Origin of the sequence: Streptomyces xanthophaeus (genome assembly GCF_030440515.1) — a bacterium.
Classification (GTDB): Bacteria; Actinomycetota; Actinomycetes; order Streptomycetales; family Streptomycetaceae; genus Streptomyces; species Streptomyces kutzneri.
Genome location: NZ_CP076543.1, coordinates 1,443,845 through 1,466,385, shown reverse-complemented (window position 1 = coordinate 1,466,385; position 22,541 = coordinate 1,443,845). Strand labels below are relative to the sequence as shown.

The following is a 22,541-nucleotide window of genomic DNA, read 5'->3' as shown; positions in this document are numbered from 1 at the left end:
GCATGTCGCAGATCGAAGGTGCACGAGTGTTCCGGGAAGCCTGGATCACGGGAGTGCACCAGCACTTCCCCGGGGAGCCGAAGGCCGGGTACGTGACGCCTTGGGACGACACCCCGCAGTGGGAGCGCGAGGCCGCAGGCTCGGTCTACGACCAGGTTCGGCATTTCATCGAGATCAGCGGCGGGCACTCATCGAGGCTGTCCCGCGAGCAGAAGAGCCGGTTCGTTGCGACGTGCTGGACCGCCCAGATGTTCAAGCACTTCGAGGACCCCAAGCCCGGTTACGTGGCCGACTGGCCGGACCTGCCGAAGTGGCAGCAGGAGACCGACGCCGACATCTTCGAGGCCATCGAGAAAGCCTGACCGAGTGGGCGAGATCGCTCGTCCTGGCCAGGTGACCAACAGAGCCCTGAGACGGCCTGAAACAGCAGGAAGAGACAGGAAGAGCAGGGCTGTCGAGCCCCTGCCAAGACAGGCATTCCAGCAGGTCACAGCGCCTATAGGCTGGTGCCCGAGTGGAGAGTTCAAGTCCCCTCGGACACAAGAAGCAGGAGCCCCACACCTAGTGTGGGGCTCCTGTTGTTTTCCCCGGGGGGCGGACATGAACACGGAACGGGCGCCACTGCAGTACGCCTGCGACATCACGGAGGACGACCTCTGGGAGGTCTTCGAGTTCCTGCACCCGAGGCTGGAGGCCCTGGAAGCCGGGCACGAACCGGGGACCGACGAGCACCGGACGGCCGATGCGCTGGCCCGGATGCTGTCCAGCCTGGTGCTGCAACTCGAATGGGACATCAGGTCGCCGTTCTGGAGGCCCTACCGCAACGGGAGGGGCCCCACCACGGTCCTCGTGTGGGCGCCGCCGCCCGAGGCCGTGCTCCGGGCCCAGGACGAATGGCGCCTCGGCAAGATCCGCGAGAACTGGAACGCCCTCTGCGACGGCCTGAAGGTCTGGCGTGACTGTGAAGGCTACGACCCCGAACGCTGGCGCACGGTCGAGTTCCCGGACGCCGCGGCCGCGGCCGAATACCAGCGGCGCTGCGATGAACTCGGACTCAGGCCCAGGAAGCCGTCATGACCCCCTTGCCGGTCGGGCGGTGGAGCCGGTCGGCCCGTCGTCACGTACCCAGGACCACCAGGCCCGTCGGGCGGGTCAGGCTGCCCGGGGTCACCGATGTGAAGGTGTGGGGGAGGGACAGGCGGGGGGTGGCGCCGTCCGGGGCGGCTGCGAAGAGGTAGGCCGCCGCGCTCGTGGTGTCGCTGACCAGGTGCGGGCCCTGCGCCGCCGGCGCGGCCTCCGCGAGGGGGGTGCGGAAGAGCAGCCGGAGCTGGCGCAGGGTCTCCGGGGTGACGGGGGCCCGCACCGGCCGGGGCCGGTCGGCCGGTGCCTGCTCCCCCGCGGCCACCGCCGGGGCGTCCGGGGGGATCGCGCCGGTCAGGAGCAGGGCGAGGAGGACGGGCACGGCCTTGCGCCGCAGAGCCCCGGTGGCGGAGCGCAGCCGGTGGGCATGGGTCGCGGGCAGCGACAGCGCCAGGCTCCCCGCGGCGCCGCCCGTGGTGATGGGAACGGCCGAGCAGACGACCCCCGGGGAGTACTCCAGCAGGTCGAAGACGGGCGCGCCCGGAGCCACCGCGTCCAGCGCCGTGAACAGGGCCCGGCTGTCAGTGATCGTCTGCGGGGTGAGGCGCGCGGGCCGGTGCCGCGCCACATGGTCGGCGCGGCGGTCGTGGTCGAGCTGCGTCAGCAGACACTTGCCGACCGCGCTGGCATGTGCGGCGTCCCGGAAGTCGACCCACTCCCGGACCGGCGGGGTCGCAGGCCCGGCCGCCATCTGCGTGATGTGGACCTCGCCCCCCGCATACCGGCTGAGGTACACCGCGGCGCCCGCACTGTCCCGGGCCAGGGCCAGGGTGCGCTGCAGCTGCCCGGCCAGGCCGTGGCCGCCCGGGGCGGCGAGCCGGTCCAGGGCCGGGCCGCGACCGTACACCCCCGCCCCCGGCCGGTACGCGTACTCCTCCTCGCACAGCATCGCCAGGAGGGGACGCAGTTCCGCCTCCGCGAGACCCGACTCCCGCGCGAGCCGGCCGGTCCGTACCCCCAGCGGATGCCGCTCCAGGACGCGTACGACGGCCAGCGCACGGCGGGCCTCCGCCAGAGCCTCGCCCGTACCGCCCTGTACGACGGTTCCGCGGGCCGCGGCCGTCAGGGCGGGGTGGCGCAGCGGCCCGGCGGCCGGCCGGGTCGCCGCCGCCGGCGCGACGACCGCGACGCCCGCGACCTGCTGCGGCCGGAACGCGGCCAGCACTCCGGACAGCCCGGGCCTCGGCAGTGGCACCGGGCCCAGGTCAGGATCCTCGAACTGGTCGACGTAGCGCAGCACGGCCGCCTGCGTGCACAGCCGGACCTCCCGAAGATCCCGCCGGCCGCCCGGCCGGAAGCCGCGCCGACCCAGCTCGCGGGCCCAGTGCCGGGCGTCGTGGTGCTCGCCGCGCCGGGAGTGGTCGAGGAAGAGGCAGTACGCGGCCACGGAAGTCCGCGGGCTCCCCGAACCGGCGGCGAACTGCCACCAGAAGCGGGCCCCTTCGCGCAGCCCGGCCAGGTGCAGCAGACAGCCGAAGACGACCGCCCCGGCCAGGTCGGTGTGTCCGCCGGTGAGGAAGGAGTCGAGGTGCGCCCCGGCCTTGGGCGCGCACGCGGAGGCGAGGCAGACGGCCTTGAGGTCGCGCCGGGCCCGTTCGGCGTCGAGCGGGCAGTCCCGGGCGGGGTCGCTCCAGCCGTGCACCGACCGGCGCCGGGCGCGGTGTCCGGAGGCCGGCGGGTGTGGTGTGGCGCGCAGCAGCCGGGCCTCGGCGGCGCCGAGGTCGTAGTGCCGGTAGCGGTCGCGGACGCCCGCCCGGGCCAGGAACTCGGCCAGGGAGCGGGGGACCGGGTCACCGTCCTGCAGCTCCTGCCGTTCGAAGCGCCTCATGATTCGGCTGATTCGGGCGATGCCGGCGATTCGGGCGATGCCGGCGATGCGGCGGAGGTGGCGAGCAGGCGCGCGAGCCGCCGGTGGGCCTGCCCGAGGTAGGAGCGGATCGTGGCCTCGTCGACGCCCATCACGGCTGCGGCCTCACCCGGGGTGCACTGGAGTCCGTACCGCAGCAGTACGGAGTCGCGCTGCCGCTCGGCGAGGCGGGAGACGGCCGAGTAGAAGCGGATGGTGTCGGTCAGCACCTCGTACTGATCGGCGTGGGCCGCCCTGAGGGCGGCCTCGAAGGCGCTGATGTCCGTCGGTTCCGGCCGCTGCTGCCACGGATGGCGCCGGCGCTGCCGGTCGACCAGGCAGTGCTTGAGCACGGTCCAGGCGTAGGCGTCGAGCCGGTCCATGTGGAGCATCCGCAGCCACTCACCCATGATCGAGTCGAAAGCGGCGTCCACCGCCTCCTCCGCCGCGGTGTCGGAACCCAGCTGCAGATACGCGAAGCGCATGTACGCGGGCCGCCGATTGGCGTGGAAGGCCCAGTACGACAGGCGCGCCGTCGGATCCCACTGGCTCATGGGAGTCGGCCGCCGGCGCCGGCTCGGTAGTCCCACGGCCCCACCGGACTCCTCCGGTCCGCCATCGTTCACCGCTCCACCTCATCCCCTGTGCGCTGAACAGGAAAGCAGCGCGGGCGCACTCGGAGGGCGCAGAGAAGAAACCTGGAAGCAATGCGTCGTGGATGATCGACCCGTGATCGATCTCGATCACGCACGGCTCCAGCCAGCACGTATGCATATGCCCGCTGCCGGTGCCACCGCGGGTGCCGTCGTCCTCTCTGTCGCCGCCGTCGCCGCTGCCGTAGCCCGGACACCGGTCGGGTGCGCCGCGGTCCGGCTGTAACATGGGCCCGATCGCGAGGGCCGTGACGGAGAGGTCACTGCCCTCGCTTTTGCTTTACGTCCACCCATGAACAAATGCGGCGCGTGGCTTCGCGGCGGTTCGATACGATGAACCGCACTCACAATCCGTTACGTCACGTTGTACCGCACATAGGAAATGGAGCATCCGAGGATGGCTCGACACCTGATCACCAGCGCGCTTCCGTACATCAACGGGATCAAGCACCTGGGCAACATGGTCGGGTCGATGCTTCCGGCGGATGTGTACTCCCGGTACCTCCGCCAGCGCGGCCACGACGTCCTGTACATCTGCGCCACCGACGAGCACGGCACCCCCGCCGAACTCGCCGCCAAGGAGGCCGGCATCTCGGTCGCCGAGTTCTGCGCGCAGGCCCACGACGCCCAGAAGGCGGTCTACGACGGCTTCGAGCTGTCCTTCGACTACTTCGGCCGCAGCTCCTCCGCGCAGAACCGCGAGATCACCCAGCACTTCGCGCGGAAGCTGCAGGAGAACGGGTTCATCGAGGAGCGCGCGATCCGGCAGGTGTACTCGCCGGTCGACGGCCGCTTCCTGCCCGACCGCTACGTCGAGGGCACCTGCCCGCACTGCGGCTACGACAAGGCCCGCGGCGACCAGTGCGAGAACTGCACCCGCGTCCTGGACCCCACGGACCTGATCGAGCCCCGCTCGGCCATCTCCGGCTCCACCGAGCTGGAGGTCCGCGAGACCAAGCACCTCTTCCTCCTGCAGTCCAAGCTGCAGCACGAGGTCGAGGCCTGGGTCGCCGAGCACGAGGAGGAGTGGCCGCAGCTCGCCTCCTCCATCGCCCGCAAGTGGCTGACCGAGGGCCTGCACGACCGCGCCATCACCCGCGACCTCGACTGGGGCGTTCCGGTCCCGGCCGACACCTGGCCCGAGCTCGCCGCCGAGGGCAAGGTCTTCTACGTCTGGTTCGACGCCCCGATCGAGTACATCGGCTCCACCAAGGAGTGGTCCGACCTGGACCCGGCGAACCGCGACTACAAGTCGTGGTGGTACGAGGCCGAGGACGTCCGCTACACCCAGTTCATGGCCAAGGACAACGTCCCGTTCCACACGGTGATGTTCCCGGCCACCGAACTGGCCACCCGCGAGCCGTGGAAGAAGGTCGACTACGTCAAGGCCTTCAACTGGCTGACGTACTACGGCGGCAAGTTCTCCACCTCGCAGAAGCGCGGCGTCTTCACCGACCAGGCGCTGGAGATCCTCCCGGCCGACTTCTGGCGCTACTTCCTCATCGCCAACGCGCCCGAGTCCGACGACTCGTCGTTCACCTGGGAGCACTTCCAGGCCACGGTCAACAAGGACCTCGGCGGCACCCTCGGCAACTTCGTCAACCGCGTGCTGACCTTCTCCCGCAAGAAGTTCGGCGACGAGGCCCCCGCGGGCAGCCCCGCAGGCGAGGCCGAGGCCAAGCTCGGCGAGCAGATCGCCGAGCTGCTGGCCGAGTACGAGGGCCACATGAACTCCCTCCAGTACCGCAAGGCCGCGGCTGCGCTGCGCGCCCTGTGGTCGGCCGGAAACGCCTACCTCGACGAGAAGGCCCCCTGGACGGAGGTCAAGACCGACCTGGAGGGCGCCGCGCTCACCCTGCGCACGGCGATGAACCTCATCCACCTCTACTCGGTGGTCTCCGAGCCGTTCATCCCGGCCTCGGCGCGTACCATCCGCTCCTCCTTCGCGCTCGCCGACGACACCGCCACGTGGATCACGCCGGAGCAGGCCCGGTCCCTGGACGCCGTGCCGGCCGGCACCCCGTTCACCGTGCCGCCCGTGCTGTTCGCGCGCGTCACCGAGGAGGACCTGGAGTCCTACCGCGAGCGGTTCGGCGGTAACCCGGAGGCCTGAGGACTGAGGCCTGAGGTCCGAGCCCTGAGGTCTGAGGGCCCGCTCAGGGCCCGGTGACATCTGAGCGAGGGGCACGACCCGATGGGGTCGTGCCCCTTTCGCATGCACGAAGGGAGGGGGGAGGAGGGGAAAGGTAGGGGAAACCCCACCGCCGACCGTCGACCTGGCTGTGCAGACCCGGCCGGGCCCCGCGGCTGGAATGGGCCCATGACCTTTTCCCTTACCGCCCGGTGGGCCACCGGCTGGCTGCTCGCCGCCGTGTGGGCGCTGTCCTTCCCCCTGTTCTCCTCGCTGGCGCCGCACCGGCTGTGGGGCTGGTGTGCCGCCGCCGGATACCTCGGGGCCGCGGCGGCCACCGCACTCGGCCGCCGTCGTGCGGCGCTCGCCACCGCCCTGCTGGGCGCCGTCGCCGTACCACTGCTGTGGCTGGTCCTGACGGGGCAGGGGCAGTCGGAGGTGACGGTCGTCGAACGGTCCGCGCGGCTCCTGCTGGAGTCCGGCCGGCTCTACGTCGACCGGCCCGCGCACGTCGAGGAGTACACGCCGTACCTGCCGGGCATGGCGCTGCTCGGCATACCGCGGGCGCTGCTCGGGGGCGACGGCAGCGGCGACGGCTGGGCGGTACGGCTGCTGGGGGACGCCCGGATCTGGTGCGCGGCCGTGCTGTTCGGCTGCCTGTGGGCGGCCCGGCGGCTGCTGGGTGGCGGGCCGGGCCGTACACCCGGCGGTGCAGGGGACCGGCTGCTGCCGGTCCTGGTGGCCTCGCCGGTGGTGGCGCTGCCCCTGGCGGTGAGCGGGGTGGACCTGCCGCTGGCCGGACTTTGCTGCCTGGCGCTGGCGGCCGCGGCAGCCGGGCGGCCCGTCCTGGCCGGGGCGGCCCTCGCCGGGGCGTGCGCGCTGAAGTGGACGGCGCTGCCCGCGGTCGCGGTGGCCGTCGCCCTGCTCGCGGTCTGCCGGGGCGGGCGGCCGGCGGTGCGCTGCGCGCTGGTGGCGGCCGGCGGCACGGCCCTGCTGGTGCTGCCGGCGGTACTGCTCCAGCCGGCGGAGCTGTGGCGCCAGGTGTTCGCCTTCCCCACCGGGCGGGCGGAGGTGCCGACCCCGGCGAGCAGCCCGCTGCCCGGGCACCTGCTGGCCGGACTGGGATCCTGGGGCTGGTACCTGACGGTGGGCCTGCTGCTGGCGGGAGGCCTCGCGGTGGCCCTCTCCCTGCTCGCCCGGCCGCCGCGTACGGTGGCGGCCGCCGCCGACCGCCTCGCCCTCGGCCTCACACTGGCCTTCCTCCTGGCCCCGGCGGGCCGCTTCGGCTACCTGGCGCTGCCGGTCCTGCTCGTGGTCTGGGCCCGCTCGGTGGCCATACCCGGCGTCTCGCGCGTGGTGACGGGCTCGTTCCGGGACAGGGACAGGGACAGGGACCGGGACCGGGTCCGCGACAGGGACGGGCTCCGGCTCCGGCACCGGCTGTCGGACGGACGGCCGGAGGTGCGCGGCGAGCGGCCGGGAAGGCATTTCGCCTGATGGTCCCCGCACATTGGATAGTTGCACTATCCTTCGGTCCGTGGATCAGCTGATCGCCGAAGACCCGAGCCGTATTGGACCGTACCGCCTGATCGCCCGGCTGGGTGCGGGTGGCATGGGACTGGTCTATCTGGGCCGCTCCGAGGGCGGCCGTACCGTTGCCGTGAAAGTGGTCCAGACGGAGTTCGCCGGGAACCCGGAATTCCGCCGGAGGTTCGCCCGCGAGGTGGCCGCCGCGCGGCGGGTGGGCGGCAGCTGGACGGCGGCGGTGCTCGACGCCGACACCGAGGCCGCCGTGCCCTGGGTGGCGACCCAGTACATCCCGGGGCCCGACCTGCAGACCGTGGTCGCCCGGCAGTTCGGTCCGCTGCCCGAGGATTCGGTGCGGACCCTCGCCAACCGGCTCGCCCTCGCCCTGCGGGCCGTGCACGAGGCGGGTCTGATCCACCGCGACCTGAAGCCCTCCAACGTGCTCGTCACCGTCGACGGGCCCCGCGTCATCGACTTCGGCATCGCGCGGGCGATGGACAGCCTGACCGGGGACAGCCTGCACACCCGCACCGGCATGCTGATCGGTTCGCCGGGGTTCATGTCCCCGGAACAGGTCCGCGGTCTCGAACTGACCCCCGCCAGCGATGTCTTCTGCCTCGGTGCAGTCCTCGTGTACGCCGCCACGGGGCGCATGCTCTTCGGCGCCAAGGACACCGGTCTGAACGCCCACCTCTTCCGGGTCGCCGAGGACGAGGCGGACCTGACCGGGGTTCCGGATTCGCTGGCCGGCCTCGTCGGCGCGTGCCTGCACAAGGACCCGGCCCGGCGGCCCACCCCCGATGAGGTGGCGGAGCGTACGGCGGCGGACGTCGATGGGGAATGGCTCCCCGGCAAGGTGCTGGCCCAACTGGGCCGACATGCGGCGCAGTTGCTGGACTACGCCCCGGCGTCACCCGTAGGAGCCGGAGCCGGAGCGGGAGCCGTCGGCGGGGCCCCGGTCGAAGAGACGCCCGCAGAGAAGACCCCCGCAGAGAAGAGCCCCGTCGAGAAGACGCCCGTCGAGAAGACGTCGGATCCCCGCCTCGTGCCGCCGCAGTCCCGGCAGGACGCCTCCCCGTACCGGACACCGCCTCCGCCGCCCGCGTACGCCCCCACGGCCCCCGGCCACTTCGGTCCCGCGGACGGATTCGGCCCGCCCCCGGGCACCGTCCCCGGCGACCCGCCCCTCCCCGCGCCCCCGCACCCGAGGCGCTGGTGGGGCCTCGCGGTCCTCGCCCTGACACAGCTGCTGGTGCTGGTCGAAGCGGCGCAGTTCAACCTGCTCGGACCGCGGATCCATGCCGAATTCAGCCTCGGCTACGACGGCCTCGGTCCGGTCTTCAGCGCCTACCTGGTCGCCCTCGGCGGACTGCTGCTGCTCGGCGGGCACCTCGTCGACCTGCTCGGGGCCCGGCGGATGCTGGTGACCGGCCTGATCGGATGCGCGGTGGCCGCCGTACTCGGCGGCGCCGCCGACAGCTCCGGGCTGCTGATCACCTCCCGTGCCCTGCAGGGCGCCTTCGCCGCCCTGCTCGTCCCGGCCGCGCTGTCCCTGGTTGCCACCGGATTCACCGACCCGCGCGAACGCGGCCGGGCCTTCGGGATCTACACGGCGGTCGCCGCGGGCGGCGGTACGCTCGGCGTGTTCACCGGCGGGTGGCTCGCCGAGACCCTGGACTGGCGCTGGGCCCTGTGGTCGGTCGTTCCGTTCGCCGTGCTCGCCCTGATCGGCGCGCTCACCCTGCTGCCCGGCCGTCCGGGCCGCACCGGCGCCCGGTTCGACGGACTCGGCGTACTCCTCGGCACGGCGGGATCCGCCGCCCTGACCTACGGCCTCGCCGAGGTCGAGACGGTCGGCTGGAGCCTCGCCCTGAGCCTGTCGCTGATCGTGGGCGGCATCGTGCTGCTCGCCGCCTTCCTGTGGTGGCAGACCCGGACGTCCGGCCCGCTGCTCCCGGCGTACGTCCTCGCCGACCGCAGCCGCCTCGCCGCCCTCCTGGTCCTCCTCTGCACCGGCGTCGCCGTGGTCGCCCTCCTCCCGGCCCTGGGCTTCTTCGCCCAGCAGATCCGCGGCGAGGGCCCGGGCGTGTCCGGTACGGCCCATCTGCCCCTGGCCGCCGCGGCCCTCGTGGCCGCCACCCAGGTCTCCGCGCGCCTGCTGCCCCGCCTCGCGCCGCGCGTCCTGATCCTGCCGGGCCTGTTGGTCACGGCCCTCGGTCTGGCCCTGCTGGCCGGTGTGGGCGGCGCCGCCACGTACACGATCGGGGTGCTGCCGGGCATGCTGCTCACCGGCATCGGCCTGGGCCTGACCCTCGTCCCGCTCTACGCCATCGCGACCGCCGGAGTGGCCCCGCAGCACACGGGTGCGGCCTCGGCGGCCCTGGGCGCGGCCCACCATCTGGGGCAGTCGATCGGCGGCGCGGTGCTCGGCACCGTCCTCATGAACCGCATGAGCCAGGTCTCGGACGACACCGACGTGTTCGCCCGGCTGCTCGCCTCCTACACCACCACCCTCTGGTGCGCGGTCGGCGTCCTCCTGCTCGCGGCCCTGCCGACCGCCCTGCTGATCAGGACCGGCGCCCCGCTCCGGCCGCGGGGAGTGAGCAGGGGTATCGACGTGGTCCCACAGCCCGGAGCAGGCACGCGCGACCGTCCGAACTGATCAGTCCGTCCGGAAGGGTCTCGCCCTCCGGCAACGCGCGCAACGCGGAGGCATGTGCGGCGAAGACGGTCCTCACTGCCTCGCGTTCCGGGTGGACGCAGTCGGTCCCGAGCAGCAGCACCTGGAATTCGTCGGCCGCGTCGACGGGTGGAGACACCTCCGCGGCAACCTTCCCCGGGCGGGCGTCGAACACGAGCACCGGGTCCAGCAGCTGACACCGCCCGTACCGGGCGTGGCTGCGCGCCTGCCCGGCACCGGATGCGGGACAGCCCTCAGGAGGTGTCCTGGCCCGCCAGGTGGGCCAGGACCGCCAGGACCCGGCGGTTGCCCTCGGTGGCGTCCAGGTCGAGCTTCATGAAGATGCTGGACGCGTGTTTGACGACGGCGGCCTCGGTGATGAACAGCCGTGCCGCCAGGGCCTGGTTGTTGAGCCCCGAGGCCATCAGGGTCAGCACCTCCCGCTCGCGCGGGGTCAGCCGGGCCAGCGGCCGCTCCTCGGACTGCCGGCTGAGCAGGACCCGTACCACTTCCGGGTCGATGACCGTACGGCCCTCGGCGACCTGCTGGAGGGCGTCGAGGAACTCGGCCACCTCGCCGACCCGGTCCTTGAGGAGATAGCCCAGCCCGGCCGCCGAGGCGCCCGTGAGCAACTGCGTGGCGTAGGCCGTGGCCACGTACTGCGAGAGCACGAGCACGGGCAACGTGGCGTCCCGGGAGCGGAGTTCGAGTGCGGCCCGCAGGCCCTCGTCGCGGAAGCCGGGCGGCATCCGCACATCCGTCACCACGGCGTCCGGCCGCTGCGCCTCCACCGCCCGCACGAGCTCCTCGGCGCTCCCGACGGCGGCGAGGACCTGGTGCCCGCCCCGGGTGAGGAGTTCCGTCAGCCCCGCGCGCAGCAGTACGGAGTCCTCGGCGAGGATCAGCCGGAGCACGGGACCTCCACCCGGAGTCGGGTCGGTCCGCCCACCGGACTGGACACCACCAGCCTGCCCTTCAACATCGCCACCCTGTCCGCGAGGCCCGCCAGGCCCGCTCCCGCGCCGGGATCGGCGCCGCCGCGGCCGTCGTCGGTGACGGTGAGAGTGAGCCGGTCACCTTCGACCTTACCGACGACGGCGACGCGCGAGGCACCGCTGTGCTTGGCCGCGTTGGCGAGCGCCTCGGTGACGGTGAAGTACGCCGTGATCTCGACGGGTTCGGCCAGCCGGGGCACGTCGAGGTCCACGGTCACCGGTACGGGATGGCGCAGGGCCACCTCGGCGACGGCCGCCGCGAGCCCGTGGTCGGTCAGGACCTGCGGGTGGATACCCCTTACGAGGTCGCGCAGTTGCTCCAGGGCGACCTTGGCCTCACCGCGCCCCCGGGCCACCAGGGCGGCGGCTTCGGCCGCCTGCGGGATGGCGCGCAGTTCCAGCTCGGCGAGGCCCAGGGTCATGCTGAGGGCGACCAGCTGCTGCTGCGCACCGTCGTGCAAGTCCCGCTCGATGCGCCGCCGTTCGGCTTCGAAGGCGTCGACCAGGCGCACCCGGGAGCGGGTGAGCTCCAGGATCCGGTCGGCCTCCACACGAGGTCCGAGCAGCAGCCGGGCGGTTTTCACCTGGGCCCCGGCGAGCAGGGCACCCGCGTACGCCGCCACCACCGTCCCGGCCAGTCCGACGGCCGTGCCGCCCAGGGCCTCCAGCGGCCCGGAGACAGGCCGGCCGGGGATCAGCATCACCGTGTCCGGGGCGATGGCCCACACGATCGCCGGGGTCGCGACGAGGATCAGGGCGAAGGCCAGCAGCGTGACCACGGCGAACCCGGCCGCCCCGAAGACCGGCCCGAGCAGGACGGCGTACGCGAACTCCCGCCAGGTGGCCCGCTCACGCAGCCGGGTCCGCAGCCAGGCCGCGGCACCGGCCCCGGCGAGGGAGGAGCGCGGGTCCGGCACGGGCTCGGGCTCCACCCACCGCAGCCGCCACCGCTCCAGCGCCCCCAGCGGTACCACGGCGACGACGGCGCCCAGCAGGAGCAGCAGCCCGATTCCGACGGCCGCCAGCGCCACCCCGAACCCGAGGAGCAGGACGAGGACGACCAGTACGGGATAGCCGATGAGGAACCCGCTGCCCAGGTACGCCCAGCACCGCCAGGGCCACCACGAGCCGAGGAAGCGCAGCGGCCGGCGTATCGCGGCGAGGACGGCGACCGGTGGCGGGTCGGCGGATCGGGGGAGGGGCGGGGAGTCGGACATGTCTCCCCAGCCTAGGTGAGACGTCGGGCCCTGATCCCTGCGGGGCGATGACGTGCCGTCACATGGTTGCGCCCAGGGCCAGGAAGCCGCAGATCAGCACGAGGAGGATGGCCAGCAGGGGCCAGACGAACCGCAGGTACTTGTCGTAGCCGACCTTGGCCAGGGCCACACCGCCGATGGTCACGGCCGAGGTGGGGACCCACAGGTTCATCCAGCCGCTGGCCGACTGCCAGGCCGTGACCACCAGCGCCCGGGAGACGCCCGCGAAGTCGGCGAGCGGGGCCAGGATGGGCATGACGAGCGTGGCGTGGCCGGAGGTGGAGGGGATCAGGAAGGCCAGCGGGAGGTTGACCAGGAAGACGATCACCGCGAAGAGCCCGGACGAGGTGCCCTTCACCACGTCCTCGATGGAGTGCAGGACGGTGTCGGTGATCCTGGAGTTGTTCATGATGACGGTGACCCCGCGCGCCAGCATGATGACCAGGGCCGGGGAGATGAAGTCCGCGGCGCCCTGGACGATCGTGGCGCTGATCTTCGCCTCCCCCATCCGTGCCACCAGACCCACCAGCACCGCGGCACACAGGAACAGCGCCGAGAGCTCCGGGAAGGACCAGCCCAGTTCCCAGGCGTACGGGGCCGCGTCCGCCTCGCCGGTGAGTGCGCCGGCCCAGGGGACCACCGAGAAGATCATGAAGGCGAAGACCACGGTGACCAGGACCAGTACCAGCCGGTGCAGCCGGGTCAGTTCCGGAGCCGCCTCCTCGGCTCCTGTCGCCTTCTGCTCCCGGTCGCCCGGGAGGAACCCGCACACGGACCTGGCCGGGTCCCTCTCGACGCGCTTCGCGTACCGGACGACGTAGAGGATGGTCACGGCCGTCAGGACCACCCACATCGCGAAGCGCAGTGCGATGCCGTCGCCCAGCGAGATGTCGGCGGCGGCCGAGGCCACGCCGGTCGCGAAGGGGTTCACGGTGGAGCACAGGACACCGATCCCCGCCCCCAGGATGGCCGTGCCGACGGCGACCATCCGGTCGTAGCCGAGGGCCAGCATCATCGGCACCAGCAGACCGTAGAAGCCGAGGGTCTCCTCCGCGAAGCCCTCCACGGTGCCGAGGACGGAGAAGACCAGCATCACGGCGGCGATCAGCAGGGTGCCGCGGTCGCGCAGCCGGTGGGCGAGGCGGGCGATGCCGCGGTCGAGGGCGCCGGTGGCGAAGACGACGGTGATGAACGCGCCGATGGCGAGGACGAAGAGGAAGACGCCCGCGCTGCCGTACAGCTCGCCGCTGAAGGTGGGGCCGACCTCGCCCGTCTTCTCGTCCCGGATGCCGTAGAGGCCGTTGACGGGGGCGAGGAAGAGGTCGTTCAGGCGGTCGGTGAAGCTCTGGGTGTCCGGTACCTGGTGGTAGGTGCCGGAGACGGGGGCACCGTCGGCGTTGCGGTCGTACCGGCCGGCCGGGACGAAGAAGGCCAGCAGCCAGACCGCCACCGTGACCGCAGCCAGAACGGTCAGCGCGCTCGGAAAGCTGAAGCCCTTGCCCGCGGGCTCCTCCGGGGCCGGGGACGGAGCCGGATCGGCGGGGGCCGGGGGAGCCGTGCTCAACGGGTGCCTCGGCTGTCCGGTTCCATCCGCCACCATCCCTGAGAGGGTCCGCCGGTCCGCTCCCCCGATCATGGAGCGGGGGAGGAGCTGGTGGCGTGGTGGGCTGCGCCTGGCGGGTGAACCGGAGCGCGGCGGCGGGTGTCAGCCGCCGGTGCGCACGAAGGTCCGCACCGCGGTGTCGAAGTAGCCGCGGGCCTCGTCGCCCTGGCGGACCGGTGAGGACACCCACACGTCGTAGAGGCGGCCGTCCTCCTCCCAGCACAGGTCGCGGGTGTGCCGCGGGCCCTCGGCCGTGGAGAAGCCGTCCCAGGTGAACAGCCACAGGGCGGCCTGCCGGCCGTTCTGCGAGGTGGCCACGACCTCGGCGTCACGGTAACCGGGGTTGGTCCCCGGCCCCTTGGCGTGGGCGCGCTGATGGACGGCGAGCGGGCCGCCCGACTCGGGCTCGGCCACCTTGATTCCGATGCGGAAGGTCTCACCGGGTGACATGTAGAAGATCCGCGGACCTTCCACCTTGCGGGTGAAGCCGAGCGGGACCGCGAGCGAGAAGCCCTGCGGATCGGTGACGACGCGGTAGCCGGCGGGTGCGGGCTTGTCGTCGGACGAGGGGGAGACCGTGTCGATCTTCTCGCCGGTCGCGGCGGAGGTAGGTGCAGAGGTGGGTGCGGAGGCGGGTGCGGAAGTGGGTGCCTGCGGCCGGCCGGCCGCCCCGCTCGTGGACGTCTGCCCGCCGTGCTCCCTGTTGTTCATGAGCAGCGCGGCGGACACACCCGCACCGGCGATCGCGGCCACCAGCAGACCGGCGATCAGCGCCGCTCCCGGCCGCCGCTTCCCGGGGGTGCGTACGGGCCCGGACACGGGCGCCGGTGCCGGTACGGGGGCCGATACCGGCGTCGGCGCGGACTCCGGGGCGGATGCCGGGCGGGCCGCGCCGGGCTGCGCCGGACCGGGCAGGGCCGGGGCGTGCGGGGCCGGACCGGGCGGGGCCGGGGTCTGCGGGGCCGCGGTCCGCGGGGCGGAGTCCTGAGGGGCCGCGGCGGACCGCGTAGGGCTGTGCGGGGCCGGGTCGTACCGCGTCGGGGTGTACTGCGCCGCCGCATCCGCGCAGTCCCGCAGCATCTGCTCCGCCCGCTCCGCGCCGATTCTCCCGGCCGGATCGCGCTCCAGCAGCCCCCGCACCACCGGCAGCAGCGGGCCGCACGCTTCCGGGGGCCGGATCTCGTCGAAGACCACCGCGTGCAGGATCCCGCCGAGCGAGTCCCGCCGGAAGGGCGAGGCGCCGCTGAGGGCCGCGCACAGCAGGGCGCCCAGCGACCACAGATCGGCCTCGGGCCCCGCCGGCGTCTGCCCCGACATCCGTTCGGGCGCGGTGTATTCGGGTGAACCGACGAAGGATCCGGTGGTGGTCAGCGTCGTGGCGCCCGACACCTGCGCGATGCCGAAGTCGGTGAGCACGGGCCGCCCGCCCGGCGCCTCCAGCAGGACGTTCGCCGGCTTGATGTCCCGGTGCAGCACCCCGGCCGAATGCGCCGTGCGCAGCGCGCCGACCAGCGCGATCCCGATCCGGGCCGCCTCGACGACGTCCACCGGGCCGGTCCGGGAGAGCCGGTCGGCGAGGGAACCGCCCTCGACCAGTTCCATGACGATGTACGGGAGTTCGCCGTCCTCGACGATGTCGTGCACCACGATGATGTGGGGGTGCTTGAGCTGCGCGGCCGCCCGTGCCTCGCGGAGCGTGCGCTCACGCTGGTGCCGGGCCTCTTCCCCGGACAGCGCGGGGTCGAGCGCGACCTCCTTGACGGCGACGTTCCGGCCGAGCAACAGGTCGGTGGCGCGCCACACGATGCCCATGCCACCGCGTCCGAGCTTGGCGTCCAGCCGGTAGCGCCCTGCGATCAGACGGGCGTTCGCCCCCTCGGTCCCCATGGCGACATCATGCCGCATCGCGGATCAGCACCCGTCCGCGGCGTGTCGAAGCCGCCCCTTGATCGTTTCTTCAGCGGTAGCCCTTACTTCTGCTGCGGATTTCGGGAGGCGCGCGGTGACCGCTTGGCAGTACTTCGCCGGGGCGGGCCTGGTGGCCGTGCTCTGCCCGTTGCAGGGCCATGTGGCGGTCGCGGGCGAGGACGACGGCGACGGCTACGGGGCCCGCGTCGATCTGTGCGTGCCTGCCGGGGTGCCGGAGAGGCCGGTCTTCCGGCCGCCGTCCGGGTGGCCTTCGGTACGGGTGGCCGTGCCCGGCGCCGAGCGGCCGACCGTGCGTCACCCGGGGCGGCCCGCGGAGTCCGCCACCCCCACGGGGCGGCCCGCGCGGCCGGCCGAGCCCGCGCAGCCGCGTCCGCCGGGCGCGGCCGCGGAGCGTTCCGCGGAGGCAAGGGCCGGGGAGGCGGAGCCGCCGGAGCCCGCGGCGGGTCCCGGGGTCCGGGACGAACCGGCGTCGGCCGAGGCACCCGCCCCGCCCGCGGCCAGGGCCGCCGCCGCACGGGTGAGCGCCTTCCACGTGCGTCCGTACCGCTCGGTGGCCCTGGAACGGCGCGGCCCGGGCGGGATGTCCACCGTGATGCTCATGGTCGTCGTCACCACTCCGGCCGTCCTCGCCGCCGCCGCACTGCGCCCCCGCTCCAAGAGCCGCAGCTGACCGCCGCAGCCCCTGCACACCCCCGTCCGCCCGATCCACCGATCCACCGATCCACACCGGGAGAATCCACGTGTCCGAATGGCTGGTCCTGGCCATCGCCATGGCGCTCGTCTGCGCCCTCGTCCTCGCCATCACCGCGATCCGGCACCGCCGGGCCGCCGACGACGAGGACACCAGCGAAACCCCCGATGTCATCGAGTACATGACGATGATGGTGGGCGTGGTCTACGCGATCGTGCTGGGCCTGGCCATCGCCGGCGTCTGGGAGGCGCGCGGCGCCGCCGAGGACAGCGTGCGCCGTGAGGCCCAGGCCCTGTACGAGGTCACCCAGCGCGCCGACGTCTACCCGGCGGCCGTCCGCGACCGGATCCGGGGCGAGGTGGACGCGTACGTCTCCCACACCGTCGCCGTGGACTGGCCGCGGCTGACCTCCGGCGACAGCGCCTCGGCCGAGGGCGCCGCACTGCTCGGCAAGCTGCGCACCGACGTCACGCACCAGAGCCCGGCCAACGAGCTCCAGGCGCAGGCCTACCAGCCGCTGCTGGACCACATCGCGGCCGCCGACGACGCGCGGCACTCGCGGACGCAGAGCTCCGAGTCCACACTGCCGGGCGTGGTGTGGTTCGGGCTGCTGGTCGGCGGGCTGGTCACGGTCGGGCTGATCTTCACCCTGCAGATCCGCCGCTCCGGCCGGGAGTTGCTGCTCGCCGGACTGTTCAGCGCGCTGATCGTGTTCCTGCTCTTCATGGTGTGGAGTTTCGACGCGCCGTACGGGCGGGAGGGGATCGACTCGGCCGCACCGTTCCAGGACCTGTTCCCTGCCACCGCGGCGGCGTCCGTCGCCAGCCGCTGAAGGACGGCCGGCGGGCGTCGCCCGGGGGGGTTGCCGGTCGTGCCGGGCCCGGTCGGCACGCCACCCTCCGGCCGCCGCTACACGGTCACCTCTCGCCGGACCGCCTGCACCACCGGCGAGTGCCGCAGCGCGTCGGAGATCCGCAGCAGGTCGCGCGGACCGTCGGCGGTGTCGAGGAGGGTCTCGTCCTCCTCTCCGGTGATCTTTCCGTCGGGGTCGGCGGAGCGGGCCTGTACGGCGGCCGCGACCATGGCGGCCTCGGCGACGGCGCGGGCCGTCTCCTCGTCGGCTCCCTCGGCGACGGCGCTCTCGTAGGCGTCGTCGCCGAGGCCTTTGTCGAAGTACGGCCCGAGGTGCAGGAAGCCGTCGTGGATGTCCGACTCGCGCTGGATCACCCGCAGTTCCGCGGCGGACCACCAGGCCATCTGTACGGAGGGCGTGCCTCCGGGCGCGGAGATCTGCACCTCGTGCCAGAGCGGGCCGAGCCGACGGTACGTCGCCCAGGTCTGCCAGTGGTCCGACAAGCGCTGGCAGACGAGCGGGACCACGAAGCCCATCGCGCTGATCAGCGCTCCGAGGGAGGCGAGCGGCGGAGCGGCGTAGGTGCTGAGGTCGTCCAGGTTGTGACCGGACCAGCGGGCGACGACCGCGGTCATCTTGGTGGCGTCGTAGGCGAGGTTGAAGATGTAGCCGGCGACGATGATCGCCAGGCCGACCCGCAGCCAGCCCCGGACCTGGAGCGACCAGCGCCAGCACAGGACCACCATCACCACCGCGGCCACGCAGTGCGCCAGCAGGTAGAGGGCGATCATGTGGCCGATGTAGGGCGTGTTCGCGTAGTAGGTGTCGAAGTCGCGCAGCCGCTCAACCGGGGTCTCACCGAGGGCGAAGAGCACGATCAGGGCGACGACGACCACGCTGTAGCCCAGGATCCAGCGGCGCGAGACGCGTCGGGTCTGTTCGGGCGGGCCGCCCCGCCAGTTGACCATCAGGATCAGGCAGGAGGCGCTGAAAGCGGTGATCAGGCAGTAGACCAGGGGGGCCGAGACGTTGACGATCCCGGTCCAGCGGTTGACCGCGGCGATCGTGGGCGGCGCGGCGAAGGCGAACACCGCTCCCGCCAGGGTCAGCAGGGCGACGACCGATCGAAGGAGCGGGTCGCGCCAGTTGTGCCGCAGGGCCGGCAGCTTGAAGGCGAGTGAGACCGCCATCGCGGCCGCCGGTATGTAGTAGTCCTTGCCGTTCAACGCTCGTTCCTGTGCCCCCGGTAGCCCAGCGAAGCCTCGATCCGGCCCGCCAATTGATCACGCTGGACCGGAGCGCGGTGGCCGGCCGATCCGGCGAGCCAGTTCCGACACCGACTACCCAGCAGTAAGCCGAAGGATTCGGCCTCGGTCTCCTCCTGGACATCGGCGCGCGTGCGCGCGGCGACGCGGCGCACGGTCTCGCCGATGTCGGCCTCGTCGGTCAGCAGCCGCGCGGCGACGGCGGCGCCGTCGACGTGGTGGCTGCAGTGGCCGGCCTTCATGTGCCACAGCTCGTGGCCCAGGATGACCAGTTGGTGGTCCGGCGCGGTGCGCTCCTCGATGACCACGAGATCGCGGTCCGCCATGTCGAGCCACAGGCCGCTGGCCGTCCGCGGGGGGAACGAGGCCATCCGGAAGTCCACCCGGCGGCCGCGGTGTCTGCTCATGCCCTCGCAGAGGGCAGCGTAGAGGTCCACGGGCTCCACGGGCGCGGTCAGCCGGATCCCGGCCACCAGCTCCCCGCACAACCGCCGCTGCTCTCTGCCTATGCTCACCGTTCTCCCCGTCGGCGCGGATCCGGATCAGGACTCAAGGATCAGACCCAGACTTTCGACTGGGTCAGGATTCGTTCGGTTTGACGCTTTCGAGGAGCATGTCCAGCCATTCGGTCACCTTGTCCCGGTGCTTGTCGCTGGGCAGTTGGGCGGCGCGCCAGGCGATGCCCCGTACACCGTGGTTCTGGAGGAGTCTTGCCAGTGGATCGCCCGCCGATGCGGCCGAGGCCGGTACGGTTTCCCGCGCCCGCCCCGCGTAGTCCTGGAGCAGCTGTTGCTCGGTCCGCTGGAGCGCGTCGGTGAGGGCGTCGGAGTCGTGTGCCGTGAGGAACCCCGCGTGCACTCCGAAGAACCGCTGGATCGCGTCGCAGTGTTCCATGGTGGGGCGCCGGTCGCCGTTGATCAGTGCTCCGGCCTGCTGCCGGGACATGCCGGCGCCGTCCGCGATCTCCTGCTGCGTGTAGCGGCGGCCGTTCGGTTTGACACGTGTCCGCCGGAGCAGGTCGAGACGCTGGAGGAACCGGGTCTGCAGATCGGGTTCGCCGGCCGGCCTGCCGTCGAGCAGGTTCCTGACCACGTCCGTGGGTACGCCGGAGGCCTCGGAGAGCCGCCGCAGGTCGAAGACCTGGTTCAGGTCGCGGCCCATCTTGCCCGCGAGTTCGGCGACTCGCGTGATGGTGGCTGCCATGGGTGCGTTGGCCACCGCGACGGGAGCCGGGAAGCCGTCTGTCACCAGTGGTTCTCCTAGATCGCGCGAAGTCGGTATGGGCACATGGTCGGCTTCTGGAATCTAGCCGCTCTTGCCCGGAAGGGCTAGAACGTGCCACAGCTGTGGCGGGAATGAGCTGTCAAGAGGCTGGAATTGCCACAATAGTTGACACTCGAATGAAGTCGGTAGCAGGATCGCCACACGGAAATGAAGATCCAGACCGGAGGAGGGGGAGCTCTCAGTGCCACATCTCGCAGCGGTGGGCCCGTCCGATGGACTCGCCCGAGCCGGTGAAGAGCGGCTGGCGGGCGAGGAACCCGCCCGCGGAGCCGTCCGGTCGGAGCGACGCAAGGAGATTTTGCGCCAGCGCCGCGAGGAGCTGGGCCTGAGCCAGGAAGACCTTGCCGCCCGGCTGCGCATCAGCGTGCGCGCGTACGGGAACTGGGAAAGAGGTCTGGTCAAGGAGTGGACGGACCGCAAACTCCTCGCCCTGGCCGAGGCCTTGGAGATGAGCGAGCGCCAGTGCTTCTGGCTGTTCCGCGTCATGGTCGACCGCGATCCGCCGCCCACATGGCGGGCCGCCGAGGAGAACCGGCTGCCCGAGGATCCGGCGCAGCGCGACTACCTGTGCGACTACGCGGCCCTCATGGAGTCCGTGCCGTACCCGAGCTTCCTGGTGGACCACCGTTGGGACGTGGCCCTGACCAACTCGGCCTTCGACCAGCTCTTCCAGTCGGTGAGACCGCACCCGACGGCCCTGCCGGACGACAACTTCCTGCGCTTCGTGCTGTTCCACCCGGACGCGGCCGCCGTGCTGGAGGACCACGAACCGGCTTGGTGCGTACCGCTGCTGGCCCAGTTCGCGACCGCGCTGGCCGGGGCTCCCGAGGACGAGGGGCTGCGCAGCATCCGCCAGGAGGTGGCCCGTGACCCGTTCATGGAGGCCGCCTACCGGTACGGGGTGCCGCACTGGCTGAGCACGCACGGGACCGACGCCGCCGAGCTCGACGGGGCGGTGCGCACCGTGCGCCACCCCGACCCGCGGTGGGGGCTGGTGCGGTGCCGGATGGTGGCCGAGACCAGCCGGATGCTCGGCGAAATGGGGCTGACCCGCATCACCCTGATCCTCTCGACGCCCACGGGCGCACCGAGGGGCCCCGTCCGCGGCGGCGCCGGCTTCACGCAGCAGCAGGGCGCCAGGCTGCGCGCCGTGCCGTCGCCGGTGGAGTGACCGACCGGGGCAGACTGGTGCCGGCGGTCGTGTGCCGTGGCTATTCGTGTCACCGATCGTGTCATCGATCGTGGCACCGGCCGTCACGGTGGCGCCGGCAACGGGATCTGCACTGGCGAAAGGCGGTAGGGGCGTGCGGCTGACGATCCTCGGCGGGGGCGGCTTCCGGGTACCGCTCGTCTACGGAGCTCTGCTCGGCGACCGCGCCGAGGGCAGGGTGTCCCATGTGACGCTGTACGACGAGGACCCGGCGCGGCTCACCGCCATGGCCCGTGTGCTCCGCGATCAGGCCTCGGCCGCGTCGGCGGCCGAACCGGCGGTGGACGCCCCGGCGGTGGACGCCCCGTCCGTCACGGTCACCACGGACCTCGACGAGGCCCTGCGCGGGGCCGATTTCGTGTTCTCCGCCATCCGCGTCGGCGGCCTGGACGGGCGCGCCGCGGACGAGCGGATCGCCTTGGCCGAGGGAGTCCTGGGCCAGGAGACGGTGGGTGCGGGCGGGATCGCGTACGGCCTGCGGACCGTGCCGGTGGCGCGCGCGATCGCCCGCAGGATCGCCCGTACGGCTCCCGAGGCGTGGGTCATCAACTTCACCAACCCGGCCGGGCTGGTCACCGAGGCCATGGCCGAGGAGCTCGGCGACCGGGTGATCGGCATCTGCGATTCCCCCGTGGGCCTCGGCCGGCGCATCGCCCGGCTGCTGGGCGCCCGCCCGCAGGAGGCCTGGATCGACTACGTCGGCCTCAACCACCTGGGCTGGGTGCGCGGGCTGCGCATCGGCGGCCGTGACGAGCTGCCCCGGCTGCTGGCCGACACCGAGGCTCTGGAGTCCTTCGAGGAGGGCCGGCTCTTCGGGGCCGAATGGCTGCGCTCGCTCGGCGCGATCCCCAACGAGTACCTGCACTACTACTACTTCAACCGTGACACGGTACGGGCGTACCAGGAGGCCAAGCAGACGCGCGGGGCCTTCCTGCGCGATCAGCAGCGCGGCTTCTACGCCGAGGCCGGCCGGGCGGGCGCGCCGGCCGGAGCGGCGCTGGCCGCCTGGGACCGTACCCGGGCCGAGCGCGAGGCCACGTACATGGCCGAGAACCGTGAGGCGGCCGGTGCCCCGGACCGCGAGGAGAGCGACCTCGAATCCGGGGGCTACGAGAAGGTCGCGCTCGCGCTCATGCGGGCCATCGCCCGGGACGAGCGGGCCACGCTGATCCTGAACGTCCGGAACCGCTCGACGCTGTCCGTCCTCGACGCCGAGGCCGTCATCGAGGTGCCCTGCCTGGTCGACGCGAACGGCGCCCACCCGGTGGGCGTCGCACAGCTGCCCCTGCACGCGGTGGGGCTGGTGACTGCGGTCAAGGCGGTCGAGCGGGAGATCCTGGCGGCGGCCGCGAGCGGTTCACGGGCGGACGCGGTCAAGGCCTTCGCGCTCCATCCGCTGGTCGACTCGGTGGGGGTGGCCCGGCGGCTGCTCGACGGGTACGCGGCGGAGCACCCGGGCCTGGCCTACCTGCGCTGAT

Annotated in this window: 17 protein-coding genes and 1 pseudogene; 9 read left to right on the top strand and 9 right to left on the bottom strand. The window is 72.6% G+C overall.

The features are described from left to right. Positions 1–2 precede the first annotated feature (2 nt). Positions 3–362 (top strand): hypothetical protein, encoded by a 360-nt coding sequence (locus KO717_RS06330; RefSeq protein WP_301364885.1) that lies wholly within the window; start codon positions 3–5, stop codon positions 360–362. Between the two features lie 238 nt (positions 363–600). Continuing rightward, positions 601–1,077, top strand: a complete 477-nt coding sequence (locus KO717_RS06325) for a hypothetical protein (protein ID WP_301364884.1) — start codon at positions 601–603, stop codon at positions 1,075–1,077. A 358-nt stretch (positions 1,078–1,435) separates the two neighbouring features. Here KO717_RS06325 and KO717_RS06320 read toward each other — a convergent pair. Beyond that, positions 1,436–2,155 (bottom strand): annotated as a pseudogene (locus KO717_RS06320) (IclR family transcriptional regulator domain-containing protein); the annotation flags it as partial. An 809-nt stretch (positions 2,156–2,964) separates the two neighbouring features. Continuing rightward, the gene (locus KO717_RS06315; RefSeq protein ID WP_301364883.1) at positions 2,965–3,540 is read right to left on the bottom strand and encodes an RNA polymerase sigma factor; all 576 of its coding nucleotides are present in this window, start codon (positions 3,538–3,540) and stop codon (positions 2,965–2,967) included. A 496-nt stretch (positions 3,541–4,036) separates the two neighbouring features. On the opposite strand from KO717_RS06315, the gene metG reads away from it, so the two are divergent. The 3 genes from metG (at position 4,037) to KO717_RS37310 (ending at position 9,959) form a co-directional block, all read left to right on the top strand. Continuing rightward, entirely contained in the window at positions 4,037–5,752 is a 1,716-nt protein-coding gene (gene metG, locus KO717_RS06310; protein ID WP_301364882.1) for a methionine--tRNA ligase, read from the top strand. Between the two features lie 207 nt (positions 5,753–5,959). Beyond that, a complete protein-coding gene (locus tag KO717_RS06305) occupies positions 5,960–7,267 on the top strand; it encodes a glycosyltransferase 87 family protein (protein ID WP_301364880.1) in 1,308 nt (435 codons plus the stop codon). A gap of 40 nt (positions 7,268–7,307) precedes the next feature. Continuing rightward, entirely contained in the window at positions 7,308–9,959 is a 2,652-nt protein-coding gene (locus KO717_RS37310; protein WP_367401508.1) for an MDR family MFS transporter, read from the top strand. Between the two features lie 272 nt (positions 9,960–10,231). On the opposite strand, the gene KO717_RS06290 is transcribed toward KO717_RS37310, so the two are convergent. The 4 genes from KO717_RS06290 to KO717_RS06275 form a co-directional block, all read right to left on the bottom strand. Continuing rightward, a complete protein-coding gene (locus KO717_RS06290; RefSeq protein WP_301364878.1) occupies positions 10,232–10,891 on the bottom strand; it encodes a response regulator in 660 nt (219 codons plus the stop codon). Next, the gene (locus tag KO717_RS06285) at positions 10,879–12,189 is read right to left on the bottom strand and encodes a sensor histidine kinase (protein WP_301364877.1); all 1,311 of its coding nucleotides are present in this window, start codon (positions 12,187–12,189) and stop codon (positions 10,879–10,881) included. The genes KO717_RS06290 and KO717_RS06285 overlap by 13 nt, the downstream gene beginning before the upstream one ends. Before the next feature lie 58 nt (positions 12,190–12,247). Next, the gene (locus KO717_RS06280) at positions 12,248–13,828 is read right to left on the bottom strand and encodes a YfcC family protein (RefSeq protein WP_301364876.1); all 1,581 of its coding nucleotides are present in this window, start codon (positions 13,826–13,828) and stop codon (positions 12,248–12,250) included. A 105-nt stretch (positions 13,829–13,933) separates the two neighbouring features. After that, a complete protein-coding gene (locus KO717_RS06275) occupies positions 13,934–15,718 on the bottom strand; it encodes a serine/threonine-protein kinase (RefSeq protein WP_301364875.1) in 1,785 nt (594 codons plus the stop codon). A 115-nt stretch (positions 15,719–15,833) separates the two neighbouring features. On the opposite strand from KO717_RS06275, the gene KO717_RS06270 reads away from it, so the two are divergent. Both KO717_RS06270 and KO717_RS06265 read left to right on the top strand, forming a co-directional pair. After that, positions 15,834–16,430 (top strand): hypothetical protein, encoded by a 597-nt coding sequence (locus KO717_RS06270; protein ID WP_301364874.1) that lies wholly within the window; start codon positions 15,834–15,836, stop codon positions 16,428–16,430. Between the two features lie 70 nt (positions 16,431–16,500). Further along, complete coding sequence (locus KO717_RS06265) at positions 16,501–17,283, top strand: DUF4239 domain-containing protein (RefSeq protein ID WP_301364873.1); 783 nt, start codon at positions 16,501–16,503, stop codon at positions 17,281–17,283. A 77-nt stretch (positions 17,284–17,360) separates the two neighbouring features. Here the strand turns inward: KO717_RS06265 and KO717_RS06260 are convergent, their stop codons facing one another. The 3 genes from KO717_RS06260 to KO717_RS06250 all read right to left on the bottom strand — a co-directional run bounded on the left by KO717_RS06260 (position 17,361) and on the right by KO717_RS06250 (position 19,817). Further along, positions 17,361–18,530: an MAB_1171c family putative transporter gene (locus KO717_RS06260; RefSeq protein ID WP_301364872.1), complete on the bottom strand. Its 1,170-nt coding sequence runs from the start codon at positions 18,528–18,530 to the stop codon at positions 17,361–17,363. Next, the gene (locus KO717_RS06255; RefSeq protein ID WP_301364870.1) at positions 18,527–19,084 is read right to left on the bottom strand and encodes a toxin-antitoxin system, toxin component; all 558 of its coding nucleotides are present in this window, start codon (positions 19,082–19,084) and stop codon (positions 18,527–18,529) included. The genes KO717_RS06260 and KO717_RS06255 overlap by 4 nt, the downstream gene beginning before the upstream one ends. A 64-nt stretch (positions 19,085–19,148) precedes the next feature. Continuing rightward, positions 19,149–19,817 carry a helix-turn-helix domain-containing protein gene (locus tag KO717_RS06250; RefSeq protein WP_301364868.1) on the bottom strand — a complete coding sequence of 223 codons (669 nt, stop codon included), beginning with the start codon at positions 19,815–19,817 and terminating at the stop codon, positions 19,149–19,151. A 217-nt stretch (positions 19,818–20,034) separates the two neighbouring features. On the opposite strand from KO717_RS06250, the gene KO717_RS06245 reads away from it, so the two are divergent. Then, on the top strand, positions 20,035–21,024 hold the full coding sequence (locus tag KO717_RS06245; protein ID WP_301364866.1) for a helix-turn-helix domain-containing protein: 990 nt from the start codon (positions 20,035–20,037) through the stop codon (positions 21,022–21,024). Between the two features lie 133 nt (positions 21,025–21,157). Next, positions 21,158–22,540 (top strand): 6-phospho-beta-glucosidase, encoded by a 1,383-nt coding sequence (locus tag KO717_RS06240; protein WP_301364865.1) that lies wholly within the window; start codon positions 21,158–21,160, stop codon positions 22,538–22,540. Position 22,541 lies beyond the last annotated feature (1 nt).